This window comes from Pseudomonas sp. GW531-T4, from assembly GCF_017349615.1.
Taxonomy (GTDB): domain Bacteria; phylum Pseudomonadota; class Gammaproteobacteria; order Pseudomonadales; family Pseudomonadaceae; genus Aquipseudomonas; species Aquipseudomonas chlororaphis_I.
Genome location: NZ_JACMZT010000018.1, coordinates 46,138 through 63,055, shown reverse-complemented (window position 1 = coordinate 63,055; position 16,918 = coordinate 46,138). Strand labels below are relative to the sequence as shown.

The window sequence follows — 16,918 nt, the reverse complement described above, 5'->3', positions numbered from 1 at the left end:
GTTTTGAATGATGAGCAATCAATATGACGATTTATTTTTGCAGATTGACGAGTCGCGCATGTCGCAGCGAGGACAGACCCTTCAGACGGGGTGCCCACGGTCGATCTTGCTGCTGAGGATGATCGAGGTGGTGGTCTTTTCCACGCCGTCGACGCTGCCGATCTGGTCGAGCAACTGGTCGAGCTGTTCCGGCGAGTCGGTGCGCAGCCAGGCGACATAGTCGAATTCCCCACTTACCGCGCAGAGCTGCTGGACCTGGGCCATGGCGCTCAGGCGCCGCAGTACTTCCTTGCCGGAGCGCGGCTGGACCTTGATCCCCACGTAAGCCTGCAAGCCGCCATCAATGACCCGCTGACCCAGGCGCACGCCATAACCGGTAATCACCCGCGCCTTTTCCAGCCGCGCCAGGCGCGAGGTCACAGTGGTACGGGCGATCCCCAACTGCCTGGCGAGCATGGCCACGCTTTCGCGGGCATTGATCTGCAAGGCCGCGATCAGTTGGCGGTCGATTTCGTCGAGGACGGGAGGGCGGCTGTCAGACAAGGTGAACTCCGGCGCGGGCAACGGTGGCCGAGCATGTTACAGGCTCGCTGGGGGCGATGCTCGTGGCATGGCCTATTGGCTGCGGGCTGTGCTGTGACGGCTAGGCTCAATGGCGCGCCTGAGATTTTTTGCCACGAATTGCCTGCGACAAGTTGTCATAAGTAACTGGTTAGTACATTCTCTCGCCACGTAAAGAATGGGAGACATTTCCGACATGAATAATTCTGGGGCTGCCACCGGCAGCAAATGGCTACTGGGGGCGCTGGGTGTGCTGATCGCATTGATCGGCCTGGGACTGGCCGGCGGGGGCGGGTACCTGGTCAATCTGGGCGGCAGCTGGTTCTTCCTGATGATGGGCCTGGCGATGATCGTTTCCGGGCTGCTGATCGCCCGGCGTAACCCACGCGGTGCCTGGCTGTACGGGGTGGCGCTGGTCCTGACCGCGATCTGGGCGGTCTGGGATGCCGGGCTGGAATACTGGCCGCTGGTTTCGCGGGTGCTGACCTTCGCCGTTATCGGCCTGGTGGTGGCACTGATCTATCCAACCCTGGTACGTGCTTCGGGCGCGACCGCCGGTCGTGGCGCTTATGGCCTGGCGGGTGTGCTGGGCATTGGCGTCGTGGCGACCCTGGCCTACATGTTCGTGCCGACCCATGTGGTCAAGGCCAGCAGCGAGCCGGCCATCAAGCCTGTGGCTCCAGGTACCGAGCAGAAGGACTGGGCCCATTGGGGCAACACCACCGCCGGCAATCGTTTTGCCGCGCTGGACCAGATCAACAAGGGCAACATCGACCAGTTGCAGGTGGCCTGGACTTTCCGCACCGGCGATATTCCGCAAAGCACCGGCGCGGGCGCCGAGGACCAGAACACACCGCTGCAGATCGGTGACACGGTCTATACCTGCACCGCCTACGGCAAGGTGTTCGCCCTGGACACCGACACTGGCGCCGAACGCTGGAAGTTCGATCCGCAAGGTTCGGCGCCTAACTGGCAGCGTTGCCGCGGCCTGGGTTACTTCGATGCCTCCGCCGAGCCTGCTGCCGCTCCGGCCGCCTGCACCAAGCGTTTGTTCCTGCCGACTGGCGATGCGCGTCTGATCGCGATCAACGCAGAAACCGGCAAGCCGTGCGAAGACTTCGGCGACAAAGGCACGGTCGACCTGAAAACCGACATGGGCGAAGTGAAGCCTGGCTACTACCAGCAGACCTCGACTCCGCTGGTGGCCGGCAATGTAGTCATCGTCGGTGGCCGGGTAGCGGACAACTATTCCATCGGCGAGCCACCGGGCGTGGTCCGCGCCTTCGACGTGCGCAGCGGCGAACTGGTGTGGGCCTGGGATCCGGGCAATCCGAATACCACCAAGCGTCCACCGGCGGGCGAGACCTACACCCGCGGTACACCGAACGTCTGGTCGGCCATGTCCTATGACGCCAAGCTCGGTCTGGTCTATCTGCCGACCGGTAACGCCACGCCAGACTTCTTCGCTGGCCAGCGCACGGAACTCGACGACAAATGGAGTTCCTCCATCGTCGCCCTGGACGTGAAGAGCGGTCAGGTGCGCTGGCACTTCCAGACCACCCACCACGACCTGTGGGACTTCGACCTGCCGGCGCAGCCGCTGCTGTACGACGTGCCGGACGACAAGGGCGGGGTACAGCCGGCGCTGGCGCAGGTCACTAAGCAGGGTGAGATCTTCCTGCTCAACCGCGAAACCGGCGTGCCTATCGCCCGGGTGGAAGAACGTCCGGTGCCACAGGGCAATATGCCCGGCGAACGCTACTCGCCAACCCAACCGTTCTCGGTAGAGATGCCGTCGATCGGCAACCAGACCCTCACCGAATCGGACATGTGGGGTGCCACGCCGTTCGACCAGTTGATGTGCCGTATCCAGTTCAAGGGCATGCGTCATGAAGGCGTCTACACCCCGCCGGGCATGGATCACGCCTTGCAGTTCCCGGGCTCCCTGGGTGGCATGAACTGGGGCAGCGTGTCGGTGGACCCGAACAGCAACTATATGTTCGTCAACGACATGCGCCTGGGCCTGGCCAACTACATGATCCCGCGCGCGAAGATCGCGGCCGGGGCCAGCGGCATCGAAATGGGCGTAGTGCCCCAGGACGGCACGCCGTTCGGGGCGATGCGCCAGCGTTTCCTCTCGCCTGCCGGTATTCCGTGCCAGAAGCCGCCGTTCGGCACCATGTCGGCCATCGACCTGAAAACCAAGAAGCTGGTGTGGCAGGTGCCGGTCGGTACCGTGCAGGACACCGGTCCCCTGGGCATTCGCATGCACATGCCAATCCCGATCGGCATGCCGACCCTGGGCGCATCCCTGGCGACCCAGTCCGGCCTGCTGTTCTTCGCGGGCACCCAGGACTTCTACCTGCGTGCCTTCGATACCGGCAACGGTAACGAAATCTGGAAAGCCCGCCTGCCGGTGGGTAGCCAGTCGGGGCCCATGACCTACGTTTCGCCGAAGACCGGCCGGCAGTACATCCTGCTGACCGCGGGTGGAGCGCGTCAGTCGCCGGACCGTGGGGACTATGTGATCGCTTATGCATTGCCCGAATAACGGCTGATCCTGGCTTACAAAAAAACCGCGCCTAGCGCGGTTTTTTTTGTGGGCGGATATAGCCCGTCTGTTCACCTGCAACAACTCAGCGGTTAATCAGTTTGCCGAGTTCGTCGAGGCTGATGTTGGGAATGATCGACGTGGGAATACGCGACGTGGGGGACAGGTTGTACACCGAGAAGTCCTTACCCATGACCTTGTCCGACATCAGCTTCAAGGACGGCAGGATCCGCGATTGCAGGTGCTGGTCCAGGCCGCAGGGCGACTTGAAGGTGTCTGGCGTTTCATAAAAACGCCCCTGGGCAGGACTCAGGTCGACGCCCACCAGGATCGCCGTATCGAAGCCGGCGTGATAGGCGAGTTGCAGCGCCAGATAGGCCACAGTACGGGCATCGAAGAAACCCAGCTCGAGATTCTTGCTGAAGCCGATGGTCCGGCTCCTGTTGCCCGAGAGGAGGGGAGGGCGAACCAGGTCGCGGTTGCTCCTGAGCAACCGCTCCTTCCAGGTTTGTCGTGGCGCCTTCTTCAGCAGAAACAGCTCGCCATGAGGCTGGATCGGAATCGTCCGGGCATGTTCTTCCCAGAGCGCCACGCGCTGACTGATAGCCATCGCCTGGGCGAAGAGTTCGGGTTGCTGGAGGGAAAAGCTGGTGTCGGTGCAGGCATAAAAAAAAGGCCGTATGCCGGTCCCGCGGAACATCGAGATGGCCCCGTTCATGGTGATCATCGGGATGTTCGCAAAGGTTTCGATGGGGAAGTCCTTTGCCGAACTACCGGATGCAATGATGAAAACAGGGCCTTGCTGAATATTCCGGCAACGTGCGAACCCCGTTACCGGGCCAGGCGAAGGCGCCGTAGATACTACTTCCATGTGCTGTGTCCGAATCATCAGGCCACTCTGATTATTAGGGGGTGGCTTAGGTGGTGCATCACGCCGGGGAAAGGACAGGCTCTCCCCCATTGATAGAAATGCAGTCTAGGGTCAAACGGAGGTCATGCGCGACTTCCGCGCGGTTATGACCGTCGCGGTTTTTAATAGTTGTGCGCTAGGGCCGATTTCTTGGAAGAAATGATCGGCTGCTTTGCCGGCCTGGCGGCCTGATCGAGGGATTTGCAGCGCTTTAGATACGCAAAAGCCGCGCAATGCGCGGCTTTCAAGGATGGTGGGCCCACACGGACTCGAACCGTGGACCAAAGGATTATGAGTCCTCTGCTCTAACCGACTGAGCTATAGGCCCTCAGTAGGCCGCGGATTATAGCGACGGTTTCTCGGCTGTGCTATCCGAAAAATCCGAAACGGGAAGGCGCAGAAAGGTCGCGGCGAATTCGTCGGCGCTCAGCGGCAGGCTGATGATGTAGCCTTGGATCTGTTCGCAGCCTTCGTTCCCGAGAAATACCTGCTGGTCATGGGTTTCCACGCCTTCGGCGATCACGGTGAATTGCATGCTGCGGCCCAGGGCGATGATGGCCCGCACGATCGCCACATCGTGCGGGTCATCGGGCAGGCCGCGGACGAAAGATTGATCGATCTTGAGGAAATCCAGCGGCAGGCGCTTGAGGTAGCTCAGGGACGAGTAGCCGGTACCGAAATCGTCGATGGCCAGCTGAACGCCCAGGCGCTTGAGCTGGTGCAGCACCTCCAGGGCCTCCTCGGCCTGGCTCATGATGAAGTTTTCGGTGATTTCCAGCTGCAGGAAGCCGGGTTTGAGGCGGTTGTCTTTCAGCAGTTGTTCAATCCGCCCCAGCAGGTTCGGCTGGCGCAGCTGGGCGCCGGCGAGGTTGACCGAGAGCGGGCCGAAACTCTCGTAGCTCTCATTCCACTTGCGCAGCTGCTGGCAGGCGTGTTCCAGCACCCAGTCGCCGATCTGCAGGATCATGCCGTTCTCTTCGGCCAGGGGGATGAAGTGCTCGGGTGGGACATCGCCGAAGGTCGGGTGATGCCAGCGAATCAGCGCCTCGGCACCCACCAGCGCCTGGTCGCCCAGCCTGATCTTGGGCTGGTAGTAGAGGTACAGCTCGTTACGCTCGATGGCTCGCCGCAGTTCATGTTCCAGGGCCACGCGTTCGCTGGCCTGGGCGGTCAGGTCGCGGGTATAGCTTTCGACCCGGTTGCGCCCCTTGGCCTTGGAGCGGTACATGGCGGCGTCGGCATTCTTGACCAGCGTGGCCACGTCGCAGCCGTCCTTGGGGTAGAGGCTGGTACCGATGCTGGCGCTGATGAAGAACTCATGCTCACCCGCCTGGAACGGGGCAGTGAAGCAGTTCAGCAGCTTGTTGGCGATGTGGTCGGCATCGCTGGGCTGCTGCAGCCCGGGCAGCAGGATGATGAACTCGTCCCCGCCCAGGCGGGCCACGGTGTCGATGTCCCGCAACTGTTCTTTCAGGCGCACGGCAATGCCCCTGAGCAGCAGGTCGCCGACCGGGTGGCCGAGGCTGTCATTGATGTGCTTGAAGCGATCCAGATCGAGAAACAGCACGGCGCCCTGGCCGCCGTTCTCCTGCTGGCTGTTGAGTGCGGTCAGCAGGCGGCTTTCGAACAGGGTGCGGTTCGGCAGGCCGGTCAGCGGATCGTGGTGCGCCTGGTAGTCGAGCTTGGCCTGGGCGTGCTTGAGGCTGGAGATATCGGCGAATACCGCGACGAAGTGGGTGATAAAGCGGTCTTTGTTACGCACCGCGCTGATGGTCAGCCAACTGGGGTACAGCTCGCCGTTTTTGCGTCGATTGCAGATTTCCCCCTGCCAATGACCTTCGGCGGTCAGTTGGTGCCACATGGCCGCATAAAAGGCGCTGTCATGCAGGCCGGAAGCCAGCAGGCGCGGGGTGTGGCCCAGGGCTTCGGTTTCGCTGTAGCCGGTGATTTCGGTGAACGCCCGGTTGACCGCGCTGATGTGCTGCTGGGTATCGGTGATCAGTACGCCTTCGGCGGTGCTCTCGAACACGGTGGCGGCCTGTTGCAGCTTCTCCTGCATCAGGTGGCGCTCGGTAATGTCGCGGGCGATGGTCAGCATGCAATCCTCGTCGCCGATCGGCAGCGGCCGGCTGGAGAGCTCACAGAGGCGGATCTGACCGTCATTGCGGCGAATGTGGCAGCTGAAGTCGCGCACGAAGCCATCCCGCTGCAGCAGGTCGAGCATCTGCCGGCGTTCGTTGAGGTTGACCCAGATGCCCAGCTCCAGCGTGGAACGGTCGACGGACATGGCGCTATTGAAGCCAGTGATACGACTGAAACCTTCGTTGACCTCTATCAGCAAACCGTCGCGCTGGCGGCTTAGCAGCAGGCCGTCGGGCGAGGCGTGAAACGCCTTGGCGAACTTCTCTTCGGAGGTTTGCAGCTGCTGCTGGGTTTCCTTCAACTGAGTGATGTCGCGGACTACCACGACCAGGGCGGGCGTGGTGTCGAGGTCGAAGGGTTCGGCGGAGATCAGTCCGGTGAACAGCTGGCCATTGCTGCGCCGAAAGGGCATCTCCAGGTTACGGATACTGCCGGCCTGCAAGCGCTGCAGCAGCCCGGGGCCGACGCCCTGGATACCCCAGATGTTCAGCTCGGTAGCCGTTTGGCCGATGACTTGCTCGGCACTCAGGCCGATCTGTTCCTCGAACGCCTCGTTGACCTCCAGCAGGCAGCCATCCGACAGGCGGGCAATGACCAGGATGTCCGGGCATTGCTGGAAAACCGAAGCGAATTTCTGTTCCGAGAGTTGCAGGGCCTCTTCGGTGCGTTTGGTTTCGCTGATGTCGATCATCAGGCCGCGCATGATCGGTTCATGCCCGTGCTCGATCAGGCTGACGATGTCGCGCACCCACAGGCAGCGGCCATCGGCGGTGATCACCCGGTAATCCAGGCTGTGATCGCGCCCGGCCAGGACTTCGTGGTCGCAGAAGTGCTGGGCGCGCGTCAGGTCGGCGGGGTGGATGATGTTTCTCCAGAACCCCGGAATCAGCCAGTGCGAAAGGGGGTAGCCCAACAGTTGCTCGGCATGGGGCGACACGTAGCTGTAGGTGAAGTCGCTGATGCGCGCTTCCCAGGCGATCGCCGAAAGGCTTTCGACCAGGCCGCGGTAATGGTATTCGCTGCTGCGCAGTTCCTGTTCCAGGGCCACGCGGCGGGCGATCTCGGAGCTCAGCCGGCGGTTGATGCGGATCACCGCCGCCAGCACGGCAAACAGCAGGAGCAGCCCTGGCAGGCCATAGAACAGCAGGTCCGACCAGAACGAACGATGATCGAGCACATTGCCTACCCAGCGCTGCTGGATTTCGTTGACCTCCGCCGGGCTTATGTCGGCCAGCACCTTGTCGAGAATGCTTACCAGTATCTTGCTGTCGCGGGGGACACCCATGGCCAGCTGATAGCGGTAGGGCGTCTCGCCGCTGACGTAGAGCCCATCCAGTTTCAGTTGCCGCAGGCTCCAGACACTGGAAGCCAGGTCGCCGACCACGGCATCGACCTGATTGAGGGCCAGCGCCTGCAAGGCCGAGCTCACATTGGGCAGGGCGACCAGATTCAGGTCTGGATGGTGGGTGCGCAGCAGTTCGTGGGGGGCGTAATTCTCCACGACGGCGATCTTCAGGCCGTACAGGTCCGGGAGCTTGCGAGGTTGTGCGCCGCCTTTATGGGCCAGGATCACAATGGGGAAATCGAGGTACGGGCGGGTGAACGCCAGGTAGTTTTGCCGCTCCGGGGTCGACATGATGCCTGGCAGCAGGTCCAGATTGCCCTTTTTCGCGGTTTCGAGCACTTCGCTCCAGCTGGCGGGTTCTATCGGCTTGAGCGTGATCGCCAGGCGATCCTGGATCAGGTGGATATAGTCCGCCGCAAGGCCCTGGTAGCGCCCTTCCTCATCGCGATATTCGAAGGGCGGCCATGATGCATCGACGCCCAGGCGCAACTCCGGATGAGCGGAAAGCCAGCCTCGTTCTTCATCGGTGAGCGTCAGTGCGCCAGCCGTTGCGGTCCAGGCGAGCAGCGACAGCATCAGCACGGTCGGCAGTCTGGGCATAACGGTCTCGTTATGGCACGGGGGAATGTTTCGAGTGTAGACGGGCAATTCGGAGGGAGTGAGGCGCGGGGAGTTTTAAACTGCACAAAACAAAACCCCCAGCAGGGCTGGGGGTCTTGGTATTACTCGTCGAGGAAGGAGCGCAGGTGCTCGCTTCGCGTCGGGTGGCGCAGCTTGCGCAGCGCCTTGGCTTCGATCTGACGAATCCGCTCACGGGTAACGTCAAACTGCTTACCGACTTCCTCGAGGGTGTGGTCGGTATTCATGTCGATGCCGAAGCGCATGCGCAGTACCTTGGCTTCACGGGCAGTGAGGCCGGAGAGTACTTCGCGAGTCGCTTCTTTAAGACTCTCGACGGTGGCGACATCGATTGGCGACTGCATGGTCGAGTCTTCGATGAAGTCACCCAGATGGGAGTCTTCGTCATCACCGATCGGGGTTTCCATGGAGATCGGCTCTTTAGCGATCTTCAATACCTTGCGGATCTTGTCCTCAGGCATTTCCATGCGTTCGCCCAGCTCTTCCGGAGTCGGTTCGCGACCCATTTCCTGCAACATCTGCCGGGAAATACGGTTGAGCTTGTTGATCGTCTCGATCATGTGCACCGGAATACGGATGGTGCGGGCCTGGTCGGCGATCGAGCGAGTGATCGCCTGACGGATCCACCAGGTGGCATAAGTCGAGAATTTGTAGCCGCGACGGTATTCGAACTTGTCTACCGCTTTCATCAAACCGATGTTGCCTTCCTGGATCAGGTCGAGGAATTGCAAGCCACGGTTGGTGTACTTCTTGGCGATGGAGATCACCAGACGCAGGTTGGCTTCGACCATCTCTTTCTTCGCGCGACGGGCCTTGGCCTCGCCGATCGACATGCGACGGTTGATGTCCTTGATCTCGGCGATCGTCAGGCCGGTCTCGGTCTCAAGCGCGGTCAGCTTCTGCTGGCAACGGATAATGTCCGGCTGCAGGCGGCCGATGGCTTCGGCGTACTTGGCCTTGCCTTTGGCCAGCGCGTCGGACCAGCTTTCGTCCACTTCATTGCCAGGGAACTGGCGCAGGAAGTCGGCGCGTGGCATGCGGGCATCACGAACACAGAGCTGCATGATCGCGCGCTCTTGCTGACGCAGGCGATCCAGGGCGCTACGAACACGTTCAACCAGGCCTTCGAATTGCTTCGGAACCAGTTTGATCGGCATGAACAGTTCAGCCAGGGCCAGCATTTCAGCCAGGGCTTGCTTGTGTTCGCGACCGTGCTTCTTCAGCGCCTTGCGGGTGATTTCCATCTGGTCGGCAACGGCGCCAAAGCGCTGGGCTGCGATGACCGGATCCGGACCGCTTTCGGCTTCTTCTTCGTCGTCACTGGCTTCGGCGTCATCGTCGTCGGTGTCGTCGTCCGCTTTTGCGGCCTTGGCATCGACAGGCGGTGGTACTTCGGCGGCAGGCGGCGCGATGCCGTCGTCCGGGTCGATGTAACCGCTCAGGACGTCGGACAGGCGGCCACCTTCGGTGGTGACGCGAGTGTATTCGGAGAGGATGTGCTCAACCGTGCCAGGGAAGTGCGCGATCGCGCCCATCACTTCACGGATGCCCTCTTCGATACGCTTGGCGATTTCGATTTCGCCTTCACGTGTGAGCAGCTCTACCGTTCCCATTTCGCGCATGTACATACGCACGGGGTCGGTAGTGCGACCAATGTCGGTTTCCACGGCCGCCAACGCTGCGGCGGCTTCTTCAGCTGCTGCTTCGTCGGTATCGGCTTCGGCCAACAAAAGGGCATCCGCATCCGGAGCACTCTCGAATACGTTGATCCCCATGTCGTTGATCATGCGGATGATGTCTTCCACCTGTTCCGGATCTGAAATATCCTCCGGCAGGTGGTCGTTGACCTCCGCGTAAGTCAGGTAACCCTGCTCACGACCACGGCTGATCAACTCTTTGAGGCGAGACTGCTGTTGCGCTTTTCCGGACATAACACCCTATCCACTGAAGGTCTTGGCGGGCAAAAAACAAGCCGAGGATTATACCCGAGCTATGACCTCACGCGCCAGTTGAGGTCGGGTTTGATGCGGGAACATTGCGTTTTAAAAGCTCGAGTAGCTGAATTTTTTCTTCGCCACTCAATTCGCTTTGACGCGATTTCCTGAGAAGTTGTTCCAAAACACGCTCACGTTGACGAGCGGACAAGCTTTTAATGGTGTCGAAAAACTGTTGTTCAAGGTTGTCGCCCTCAATCAACCACTCCTTTTCTGCCAGCGCCTTGATCAGGCGGCCCTGTTCAGTGCCGTGCCAGCGCGCCATCAGTTGATGAATAGAGCGTAGCTTAGGATTTTTCTGCACGGCTTCGATCAAGGCGACCAGCAACTGGGTATTGGTGTTGTCGTCGGCAGCGAAATGCCCGGCGTCTTCAACTTTCTCGGCCAGTTGCGGGTGATGCAGCAATGTTCGAAGGGCTGACAGTGTTGGGGGTTCGACGGCGGCCGGGACGCGCGGGGCACGTGGCTGATCACGATCGCCATTGCGCTTGCCCTTTTTGTCCCAGGGCTTGTTCTCCCACTTCTTGCCGCCCGCGCCGCTTTTCTTTGGCGTCCATTCCTGCTGCGGCACATAGGCTTCTTGCGGCTCGTGGTAGTCGACATAGTCCGGTATGCCGTCGTAATCGATGCCAGCGTCATACACCGGAGGTGCTTCTTGTGGGGCGCTGTGCACCAACTGGTTGACGGTCTCGTTGTTGAGCCCGGTAATTTCACTGAGGCGCTGGCGCATCAGGGTCCGCAGGTTGGCTCCGGGGACCTTGTCGATCAACGGTGCGGCGAGAGTGGCCAGGTGAGCCTTGCCCTCGAGCGAGCGTGGATCCGCTTCGTCGGTCAGTTGCTGGAAGAAATAATCGGCCAGCGGTTGAGCGTGTTGATTGATGCGTGCGCGAAAGGCATCTGTGCCCTCGGAACGCACCAGGGTATCCGGGTCTTCCCCTTCGGGAAGGAACAGGAAGCGTGCCCGGCGACCGTCCTGCAGGCTGGACAGGGTCGCCTCCAGTGCGCGCCAGGCGGCCTTGCGTCCGGCCTGGTCGCCGTCGAAGCAGAACAGCACGCTGGGCACGATGCGGAACAGGCGCTTGAGGTGTTCTTCGCTGGTGGCGGTGCCCAGGGTCGCAACGGCGTTACGCAGGCCCTGTTGGGCGAGGGCAATCACGTCCATGTAGCCTTCGACGACGATGATTTCGTCGAGGTTGCGGTTGTTCTTGCGAGCCTCGAACAGGCCGTAAAGCTCCTGGCCCTTATGAAACACCGGAGTTTCCGGCGAGTTCAGGTATTTCGGTTTGTCGTCGCCCAGTACCCGGCCACCAAAGGCGATGATCCGGCCGCGGCTGTCGCGGATCGGAAACATCACTCGGTCGCGAAAGCGATCGTAGCGTTTACCGGTTTCGGCGTTTTCGATCAGCAGGCCGGCGTCGATCATGGCTTTCTGCTGCAGGGTGTCGCTGCTCAGGTGCTTGAACAGATTGTCCCAGCCGGGCGGTGCGAAGCCGAGGCCGAAATCGCGGGCGATCTCGCCGGTCAGGCCGCGGCCCTTGAGGTAATCGACTGCTGCCTTGCGGGCTGGGTGGCTTTTCAGAGCCTGTCGATAGTAATCGGCGGCGGCGGTCAGCAGCGGGTAGAGCGGCGAATCGGTCGGCTGCCGCGGTTTGTGCGAGCGACCGCTTTCCTCCCGCGGGATTTCCATGCCGGCGGCTTTGGCCAGTTCCTCGACCGCCTGGGGGAAATCCAGGTTGTCGTGGTCCATGATGAAGCCGAGGGCGTTCCCGCCCGCGCCACAGCCGAAGCAGTAGTAGAATTGCTTGTCGGGGCTGACGCTGAAGGAGGGGGTTTTTTCCTTGTGGAACGGGCAGCAGGCGGTGTAGTTCTTGCCGGCCTTTTTCATCTGCAGGCGCGAGCTGACAACATCGACGATGTCGGTGCGGTTCAGAAGGTCGTCAATAAAGCTCTGGGGAATCAGCCCGGCCATGGCGTTCTCGTCATCACTGCGCGAAAGAATTGGACCAATGCGAAGGCTTCGAAAATGGGCTGTTCGAGACGCAACGGCTGCGCGTTCGACCATCTGTCGTCGGCTTGATCGCTATCGGGAAGTGTATCTGCCGAAAGTCCACTGACGTTAGTTTCAATCAGTCTTCGACTATTTGAAGATATTGCTCTGAGTCCGACAGGTCTCGGATGGCTCATAAGCGGACGCTGGAGAAGGGCGCCTTGGGCTGAGTCTGTTGAGGAATCAGAATAAAAGTGTGCTCGTCAGTAGCCTTGGAAGGCTCGTCAGAAGAGACGTGCACCGCTGGCAGGAAGCCAGGTCTGACGTGGTGAAGCGGATTGTCTCGGTCGCATGCGCGGCGTTGACGGTGAAGCATCAAGCGTTGTCCGCAAATGCCATTAGCCCGGCTGAGGGCCGGGCTTGGCAGAAGCTTGCAGCGAACGTCTGTGTATTAGTACAGACGTACGGCGCGGCGCTGTTCGCGCTGAACTTTCTTGGCGTGACGCTTAACAGCAGCAGCTGCTTTGCGCTTACGCTCGGAAGTCGGCTTCTCGTAAAATTCGCGGCTACGAACTTCAGCCAGAACACCGGCTTTTTCGCAGGAGCGCTTGAAACGACGCAGAGCTACGTCGAAGGGTTCGTTCTCTTTAACTTTGACGGCTGGCATCCAGAGCTACCTTCATTCATTACCGGGGTCAACGTTCTCGTCGCAAAAATCGCGGCTGAGGTCGTCGGTTTTTAAGGGTTGCGGATGTTAACCCCTCATCGCTCGGAATGCAAAGCCTCTGATCGAAAACCGCTGGTCGGCTGAGGGAGTGGCGACTATTATGCGCGCCTTCGAATTTAGCCTCTACAAGGCGCAAACCCATGCTAGTACTGGGATTAGAAACTTCCTGCGACGAAACCGGCGTCGCGCTTTACGACAGCGAGCGGGGCCTGCTGGCCGACGCGCTGTTCAGTCAGATCGACCTGCATCGGGCCTATGGTGGCGTGGTGCCGGAGCTGGCCTCTCGCGATCACGTCAAGCGCATGCTGCCCCTGATTCGTCAGGTCCTGGCCGAGGCGGACTGCGTACCGACTGAAATCGACGCCATTGCCTATACCGCGGGCCCCGGCCTGGTCGGAGCCCTTCTGGTGGGTGCCTCCTGCGCCCAGGCGCTGGCCTTCGCCTGGGGTATCCCGGCGCTGGGTGTGCACCATATGGAAGGCCACCTGCTGGCCCCGATGCTGGAAGAACAACCGCCGGAATTTCCGTTCGTCGCTTTGCTGGTTTCCGGTGGCCACACGCAGCTGGTGCGGGTCGATGGCATCGGCCAGTACGAGCTGATGGGCGAAACCCTGGATGATGCTGCCGGTGAAGCCTTCGACAAGACGGCGAAGATGATCGGCCTGAATTATCCGGGTGGTCCGGAAATCGCTCGCCTGGCCGCACAAGGCGTGGCCGGGCGCTTTGTCTTCCCGCGGCCGATGACCGATCGTCCGGGGCTGGATTTCAGCTTCAGCGGCTTGAAAACCTTCGCCCTGAACACCTGGCAACAATGCGTCAGCGCTGGGGACGACGGCGAGCAAACCCGTTGCGACATCTCGCTCGCCTTCCAGCAGGCGGTGGTGGAAACTCTGACCATCAAATGCAAGCGAGCCTTGAAGCAGGCGGGACTCAAGCGGCTGGTAATCGCTGGCGGCGTGAGCGCCAACAAGGCGCTGCGTGCGTCGCTGGAAAAAATGCTCGGCGAGATGAAAGGGAATGTGTTTTACGCCCGTCCTGAGTTCTGCACCGACAACGGCGCGATGATCGCGTTTGCTGGTTGCCAGCGTTTGCAGGCAGGTCAGCAGGAAAGCCTGGCGATCAGTGTGCAGGCGCGTTGGCCGATGGAGCAGCTGTCGCCGTTGTGAGTCGGTATCAAACTGACCTGAGCCCGGTTCATCTTCAGGATTCAGAAATGCCGTTCGCGCCCGGCAAACAGGTCGCGTAGATTGCCGCGGTGGCGCCAGACGATGAGCAGTGTGAGGACGCTCATCGGCAGCAGCGCTGCTGGTGCCTGCCAGGCCAGCAATGGCAAGGTCAGGGGCGTGGCGATCAGGGCCGCCAGCGAGCTGGTGCGGGTCAGGTAGAAGGTCAGGAGCCAGGCGGCAATGGCCAGGAGCGCCGCTGGTGGGTAAAGCCCCAGCAGCATCCCGGCGGCGGTGGCGACACCCTTGCCGCCGCGAAAGCGGAAGTACACCGGGAACAGATGGCCCAGTACGGCGTAGAGCCCGATCCAGGCCTGTTGTTGGAGTGAAAGGCCTGCGAGACTGGCGATCAGCACGGGCAACAGCCCTTTGAGCAGATCGCCGAGCAAGGTCAGTACCGCCAGTTTCTTGCCGGCCAGGCGCAGCATGTTGGTGGCGCCGGCATTGCCCGAGCCACTCATTCGCGGATCGGGTGTACCGGTCAGGCGGCTGAGCAAGATGGCGAAGGACAGCGAGCCGAGCAGGTAGGCGAAGATCGCCAGTAACCAAAACATGCTAACTATTCCGGGCGAGGACGCCCTGATTCTAACGGCGCATTGCGCCCTTGTCGTGCTGCGGAGAAGAGTGCTTGGACAGAGTGTTTATCGAGGGCCTGGAAGTCGACACGGTGATCGGTGCCTACGACTGGGAGCGAGGCATCCGGCAGTGCCTGCGCCTTGACCTGAGCTTCGCCTGGGACAACCGCCCGGCCGCCGCCGGTGACGACCTGACCCTGGCGCTCGACTATGCCAGCGTGTCTTCGCGGATCCAGGCGTTTGCCGAGCAGGCGCAATTCCAACTGGTGGAAACCTTTGCCGAGCGTCTGGCGGAGGTCCTGATGAGCGAGTTCCATATTCCCTGGTTGCACCTCAAGCTGACCAAACCCGGTGCTGTCGCGGCCGCCAAAGGTGTTGGCGTGGAGATCGAGCGCGGATGTCGCTAACTCAGGTATTTCTTGGGCTCGGCAGCAATATCGAGCGTGAAACCCATCTGCTGGCCGGGCTCGATGCCCTGGCGGGCTTCCTGCTGGATATGCGCTGCTCGGCGGTGTTCGAAAGCCAGCCGGTGGGGATCAAGAGCGGACCGTTCTTCAATCTGGTGGTTTCGGGCTTTACCGATTTGCCGCTGATGGAGCTGGACCGTCGATTGAAGTTCATTGAAGCGGACAACGGTCGTTATGCCCCGGACCGCAAAGGCTTGCCGCTGGATATCGATGTGCTGTTGTACGGCGATCTGGTGGGCAATTTCGACGGTTTGATCCTGCCGCGTGCAGAAATTCTGAAGAACGCCTTTGTGCTTTGGCCCTTGTCGCTGATGGCGCCGGGGCGGGTTCATCCGCTGGCGGGGCAGGACTTCGCTACCCTCTGGCACGAGGCCCGGATCGACCAGGTGCTGGCGCCCGTGGCATTCGAGTGGCGGGGCAGGCAGCTGACGCCGCCGGAGCTGGGATAGCCCTGGCTGGCGCAGTTCTGGCTGACAGCGATCGGCTGGCGAGCAAGCTGGCTCCTATGGCGGCGCTTGCTCGTGATGTTTCTTACTGTGAGTACTGTTCCTTGTAGGCCTTCAGCGCCTTCAGTCGTTCCCGTTTCAGCGCCTCCCCCAGCTCCGGCCCCTTGAATCCCTGCTCCAGCAGCGGTTGTACCGCGACTGTTCGCGCCGCCGTGGCCGCGCCGCGCAGATAGTCCGCCTGGGGATAGGCTCGCTCCTCCAGGCCGAGACGGCCACGAGCATCCATTTCACAGGCGGCGATAAACTCCTCGAAGCGTTGCGGCCGCCGGTACACGTCAAAGCTCTGCAGCAGTTCTGCCAATGTCGAAGGTTTCAGTTCGAGGGCGCGATGGCCGTGGGTGTGGTACTGACCCACCAGCAGCGCCAGTTCCTGACAGTCGCGTGGCGCCTTGAAGCGTTCATTGACCTGCTTGATCAGCTTCAGGCCCTTGTGCTCGTGCGCGATGTGTTGCGGCCATTCACTTTGCGGTGTCAGGCCCTTGCCCAGGTCGTGCAACAGGCACGCCCAGCGCACGCTCAATGGCTGCTTGTGCAGTGCCGCCTGCTCGAGAACGCTCAGTGTATGCACACCGCTATCGATCTCCGGGTGATGGACGGCGGGTTGCGGAACACCGAACAGCGCCTCCACTTCAGGCAGCAGGACTTTGAGCGCGTCACAATCACGCAGTACCTGGATGAACACTTGAGGGTGATCTTCCATCAGTGCGCGGGAGATTTCCTTCCAGCTGCGTTCCGGCGTCAGGGCTTCCAGCTCGCCTGATCCGCTGAGCTGGCGCATCAGCTCGAGGGTGTCAGGCGCTACTCGGAAGCCGAGTCCTGCGTAGCGGGCAGCAAAGCGGGCAACGCGCAGGACGCGCAGGGGATCTTCGGCGAATGCCGGGGAAACATGGCGCAGCAGGCGGTTTTTCAGGTCCTGCTGGCCGTGATACGGATCCGTCAGAACACCCTGGTCGTCTTCCGCCATGGCATTGATTGTCAGGTCACGGCGGATCAGGTCTTCTTCGAGAGTGACCTCGGGGCTGGCGTGAAAGGTAAAGCCACCATAGCCACGACCGCTCTTGCGTTCGGTGCGGGCCAGGGCGTATTCCTCGCCGCTCTTGGGGTGAAGAAAGACCGGAAAGTCCGAACCCACCGGGCGAAAACCCTTGGCGAGCATTTCTTCGGCCGTGGCGCCGACTACCACCCAATCGATGTCGGTTACCGGTTTGCCCAGCAGGCGATCGCGTACCGCACCGCCGACCTTGTAAATCTGCATAAAAAACCTCCGTTAGCCCGACAGAATAACCCTTGC

At 61.2% G+C, this 16,918-nt stretch carries 12 protein-coding genes and 1 tRNA gene; 4 read left to right on the top strand and 9 right to left on the bottom strand.

The genetic code is table 11. From position 1 onward, the window contains the following. Window positions 1-81: 81 nt before the first annotated feature. Entirely contained in the window at window positions 82-543 is a 462-nt protein-coding gene (locus tag J4D28_RS16270) for an Lrp/AsnC family transcriptional regulator (RefSeq protein WP_009051175.1), read from the bottom strand. A 214-nt stretch (window positions 544-757) separates the two neighbouring features. Here J4D28_RS16270 and J4D28_RS16265 point away from each other — a divergent pair, with 214 nt between their 5' ends. After that, entirely contained in the window at window positions 758-3,112 is a 2,355-nt protein-coding gene (locus tag J4D28_RS16265; protein WP_103331273.1) for a glucose/quinate/shikimate family membrane-bound PQQ-dependent dehydrogenase, read from the top strand. 85 nt (window positions 3,113-3,197) lie between these two features. Here J4D28_RS16265 and J4D28_RS16260 read toward each other — a convergent pair whose 3' ends face one another. The 6 genes from J4D28_RS16260 to rpsU form a co-directional block, all read right to left on the bottom strand. After that, entirely contained in the window at window positions 3,198-4,001 is an 804-nt protein-coding gene (locus J4D28_RS16260; protein WP_080768765.1) for a lipopolysaccharide biosynthesis protein, read from the bottom strand. Window positions 4,002-4,273: 272 nt separating this feature from the next. Continuing rightward, window positions 4,274-4,350, bottom strand: a tRNA-Ile gene (locus J4D28_RS16255). A gap of 15 nt (window positions 4,351-4,365) precedes the next feature. Then, entirely contained in the window at window positions 4,366-8,109 is a 3,744-nt protein-coding gene (locus tag J4D28_RS16250) for a bifunctional diguanylate cyclase/phosphodiesterase (RefSeq protein ID WP_009051172.1), read from the bottom strand. A 122-nt stretch (window positions 8,110-8,231) separates the two neighbouring features. Continuing rightward, window positions 8,232-10,079, bottom strand: coding sequence for an RNA polymerase sigma factor RpoD (gene rpoD, locus J4D28_RS16245; protein ID WP_007926106.1), 1,848 nt, complete (start codon window positions 10,077-10,079; stop codon window positions 8,232-8,234). Between the two features lie 67 nt (window positions 10,080-10,146). Continuing rightward, entirely contained in the window at window positions 10,147-12,111 is a 1,965-nt protein-coding gene (dnaG, locus tag J4D28_RS16240; RefSeq protein ID WP_009051170.1) for a DNA primase, read from the bottom strand. A gap of 469 nt (window positions 12,112-12,580) precedes the next feature. Continuing rightward, the gene (rpsU, locus tag J4D28_RS16235) at window positions 12,581-12,796 is read right to left on the bottom strand and encodes a 30S ribosomal protein S21 (protein ID WP_002551877.1); all 216 of its coding nucleotides are present in this window, start codon (window positions 12,794-12,796) and stop codon (window positions 12,581-12,583) included. A gap of 200 nt (window positions 12,797-12,996) precedes the next feature. On the opposite strand from rpsU, the gene tsaD reads away from it, so the two are divergent. Then, entirely contained in the window at window positions 12,997-14,022 is a 1,026-nt protein-coding gene (tsaD, locus tag J4D28_RS16230) for a tRNA (adenosine(37)-N6)-threonylcarbamoyltransferase complex transferase subunit TsaD (protein ID WP_009045890.1), read from the top strand. A 41-nt stretch (window positions 14,023-14,063) separates the two neighbouring features. On the opposite strand, the gene plsY is transcribed toward tsaD, so the two are convergent. After that, on the bottom strand, window positions 14,064-14,633 hold the full coding sequence (plsY, locus tag J4D28_RS16225; protein WP_009051169.1) for a glycerol-3-phosphate 1-O-acyltransferase PlsY: 570 nt from the start codon (window positions 14,631-14,633) through the stop codon (window positions 14,064-14,066). A gap of 74 nt (window positions 14,634-14,707) precedes the next feature. Here plsY and folB point away from each other — a divergent pair, with 74 nt between their 5' ends. Continuing rightward, the gene (folB, locus tag J4D28_RS16220) at window positions 14,708-15,061 is read left to right on the top strand and encodes a dihydroneopterin aldolase (protein ID WP_007926118.1); all 354 of its coding nucleotides are present in this window, start codon (window positions 14,708-14,710) and stop codon (window positions 15,059-15,061) included. Then, complete coding sequence (gene folK, locus J4D28_RS16215; RefSeq protein WP_009051167.1) at window positions 15,052-15,570, top strand: 2-amino-4-hydroxy-6-hydroxymethyldihydropteridine diphosphokinase; 519 nt, start codon at window positions 15,052-15,054, stop codon at window positions 15,568-15,570. The genes folB and folK overlap by 10 nt, the downstream gene beginning before the upstream one ends. Before the next feature lie 82 nt (window positions 15,571-15,652). On the opposite strand, the gene J4D28_RS16210 is transcribed toward folK, so the two are convergent. Next, entirely contained in the window at window positions 15,653-16,882 is a 1,230-nt protein-coding gene (locus tag J4D28_RS16210) for a multifunctional CCA addition/repair protein (protein ID WP_009051166.1), read from the bottom strand. Between the last annotated feature and the right edge of the window lie 36 nt (window positions 16,883-16,918).

Excerpts from the sequence above, each read along its gene's own strand:
- rpoD (WP_007926106.1), bottom strand. The coding sequence starts at position 10,079 with ATGTCCGGAAAAGCGCAACAGCAGTCTCGCCTCAAAGAGTTGATCAGC.
- J4D28_RS16250 (WP_009051172.1), bottom strand. The coding sequence starts at position 8,109 with ATGCCCAGACTGCCGACCGTGCTGATGCTGTCGCTGCTCGCCTGGACC.
- J4D28_RS16260 (WP_080768765.1), bottom strand. The coding sequence starts at position 4,001 with ATGATTCGGACACAGCACATGGAAGTAGTATCTACGGCGCCTTCGCCT.
- J4D28_RS16265 (WP_103331273.1), top strand. The coding sequence starts at position 758 with ATGAATAATTCTGGGGCTGCCACCGGCAGCAAATGGCTACTGGGGGCG.
- folK (WP_009051167.1), top strand. The coding sequence starts at position 15,052 with ATGTCGCTAACTCAGGTATTTCTTGGGCTCGGCAGCAATATCGAGCGT.
- rpsU (WP_002551877.1), bottom strand. The coding sequence starts at position 12,796 with ATGCCAGCCGTCAAAGTTAAAGAGAACGAACCCTTCGACGTAGCTCTG.
- J4D28_RS16210 (WP_009051166.1), bottom strand. The coding sequence starts at position 16,882 with ATGCAGATTTACAAGGTCGGCGGTGCGGTACGCGATCGCCTGCTGGGC.
- dnaG (WP_009051170.1), bottom strand. The coding sequence starts at position 12,111 with ATGGCCGGGCTGATTCCCCAGAGCTTTATTGACGACCTTCTGAACCGC.
- plsY (WP_009051169.1), bottom strand. The coding sequence starts at position 14,633 with ATGTTTTGGTTACTGGCGATCTTCGCCTACCTGCTCGGCTCGCTGTCC.
- tsaD (WP_009045890.1), top strand. The coding sequence starts at position 12,997 with ATGCTAGTACTGGGATTAGAAACTTCCTGCGACGAAACCGGCGTCGCG.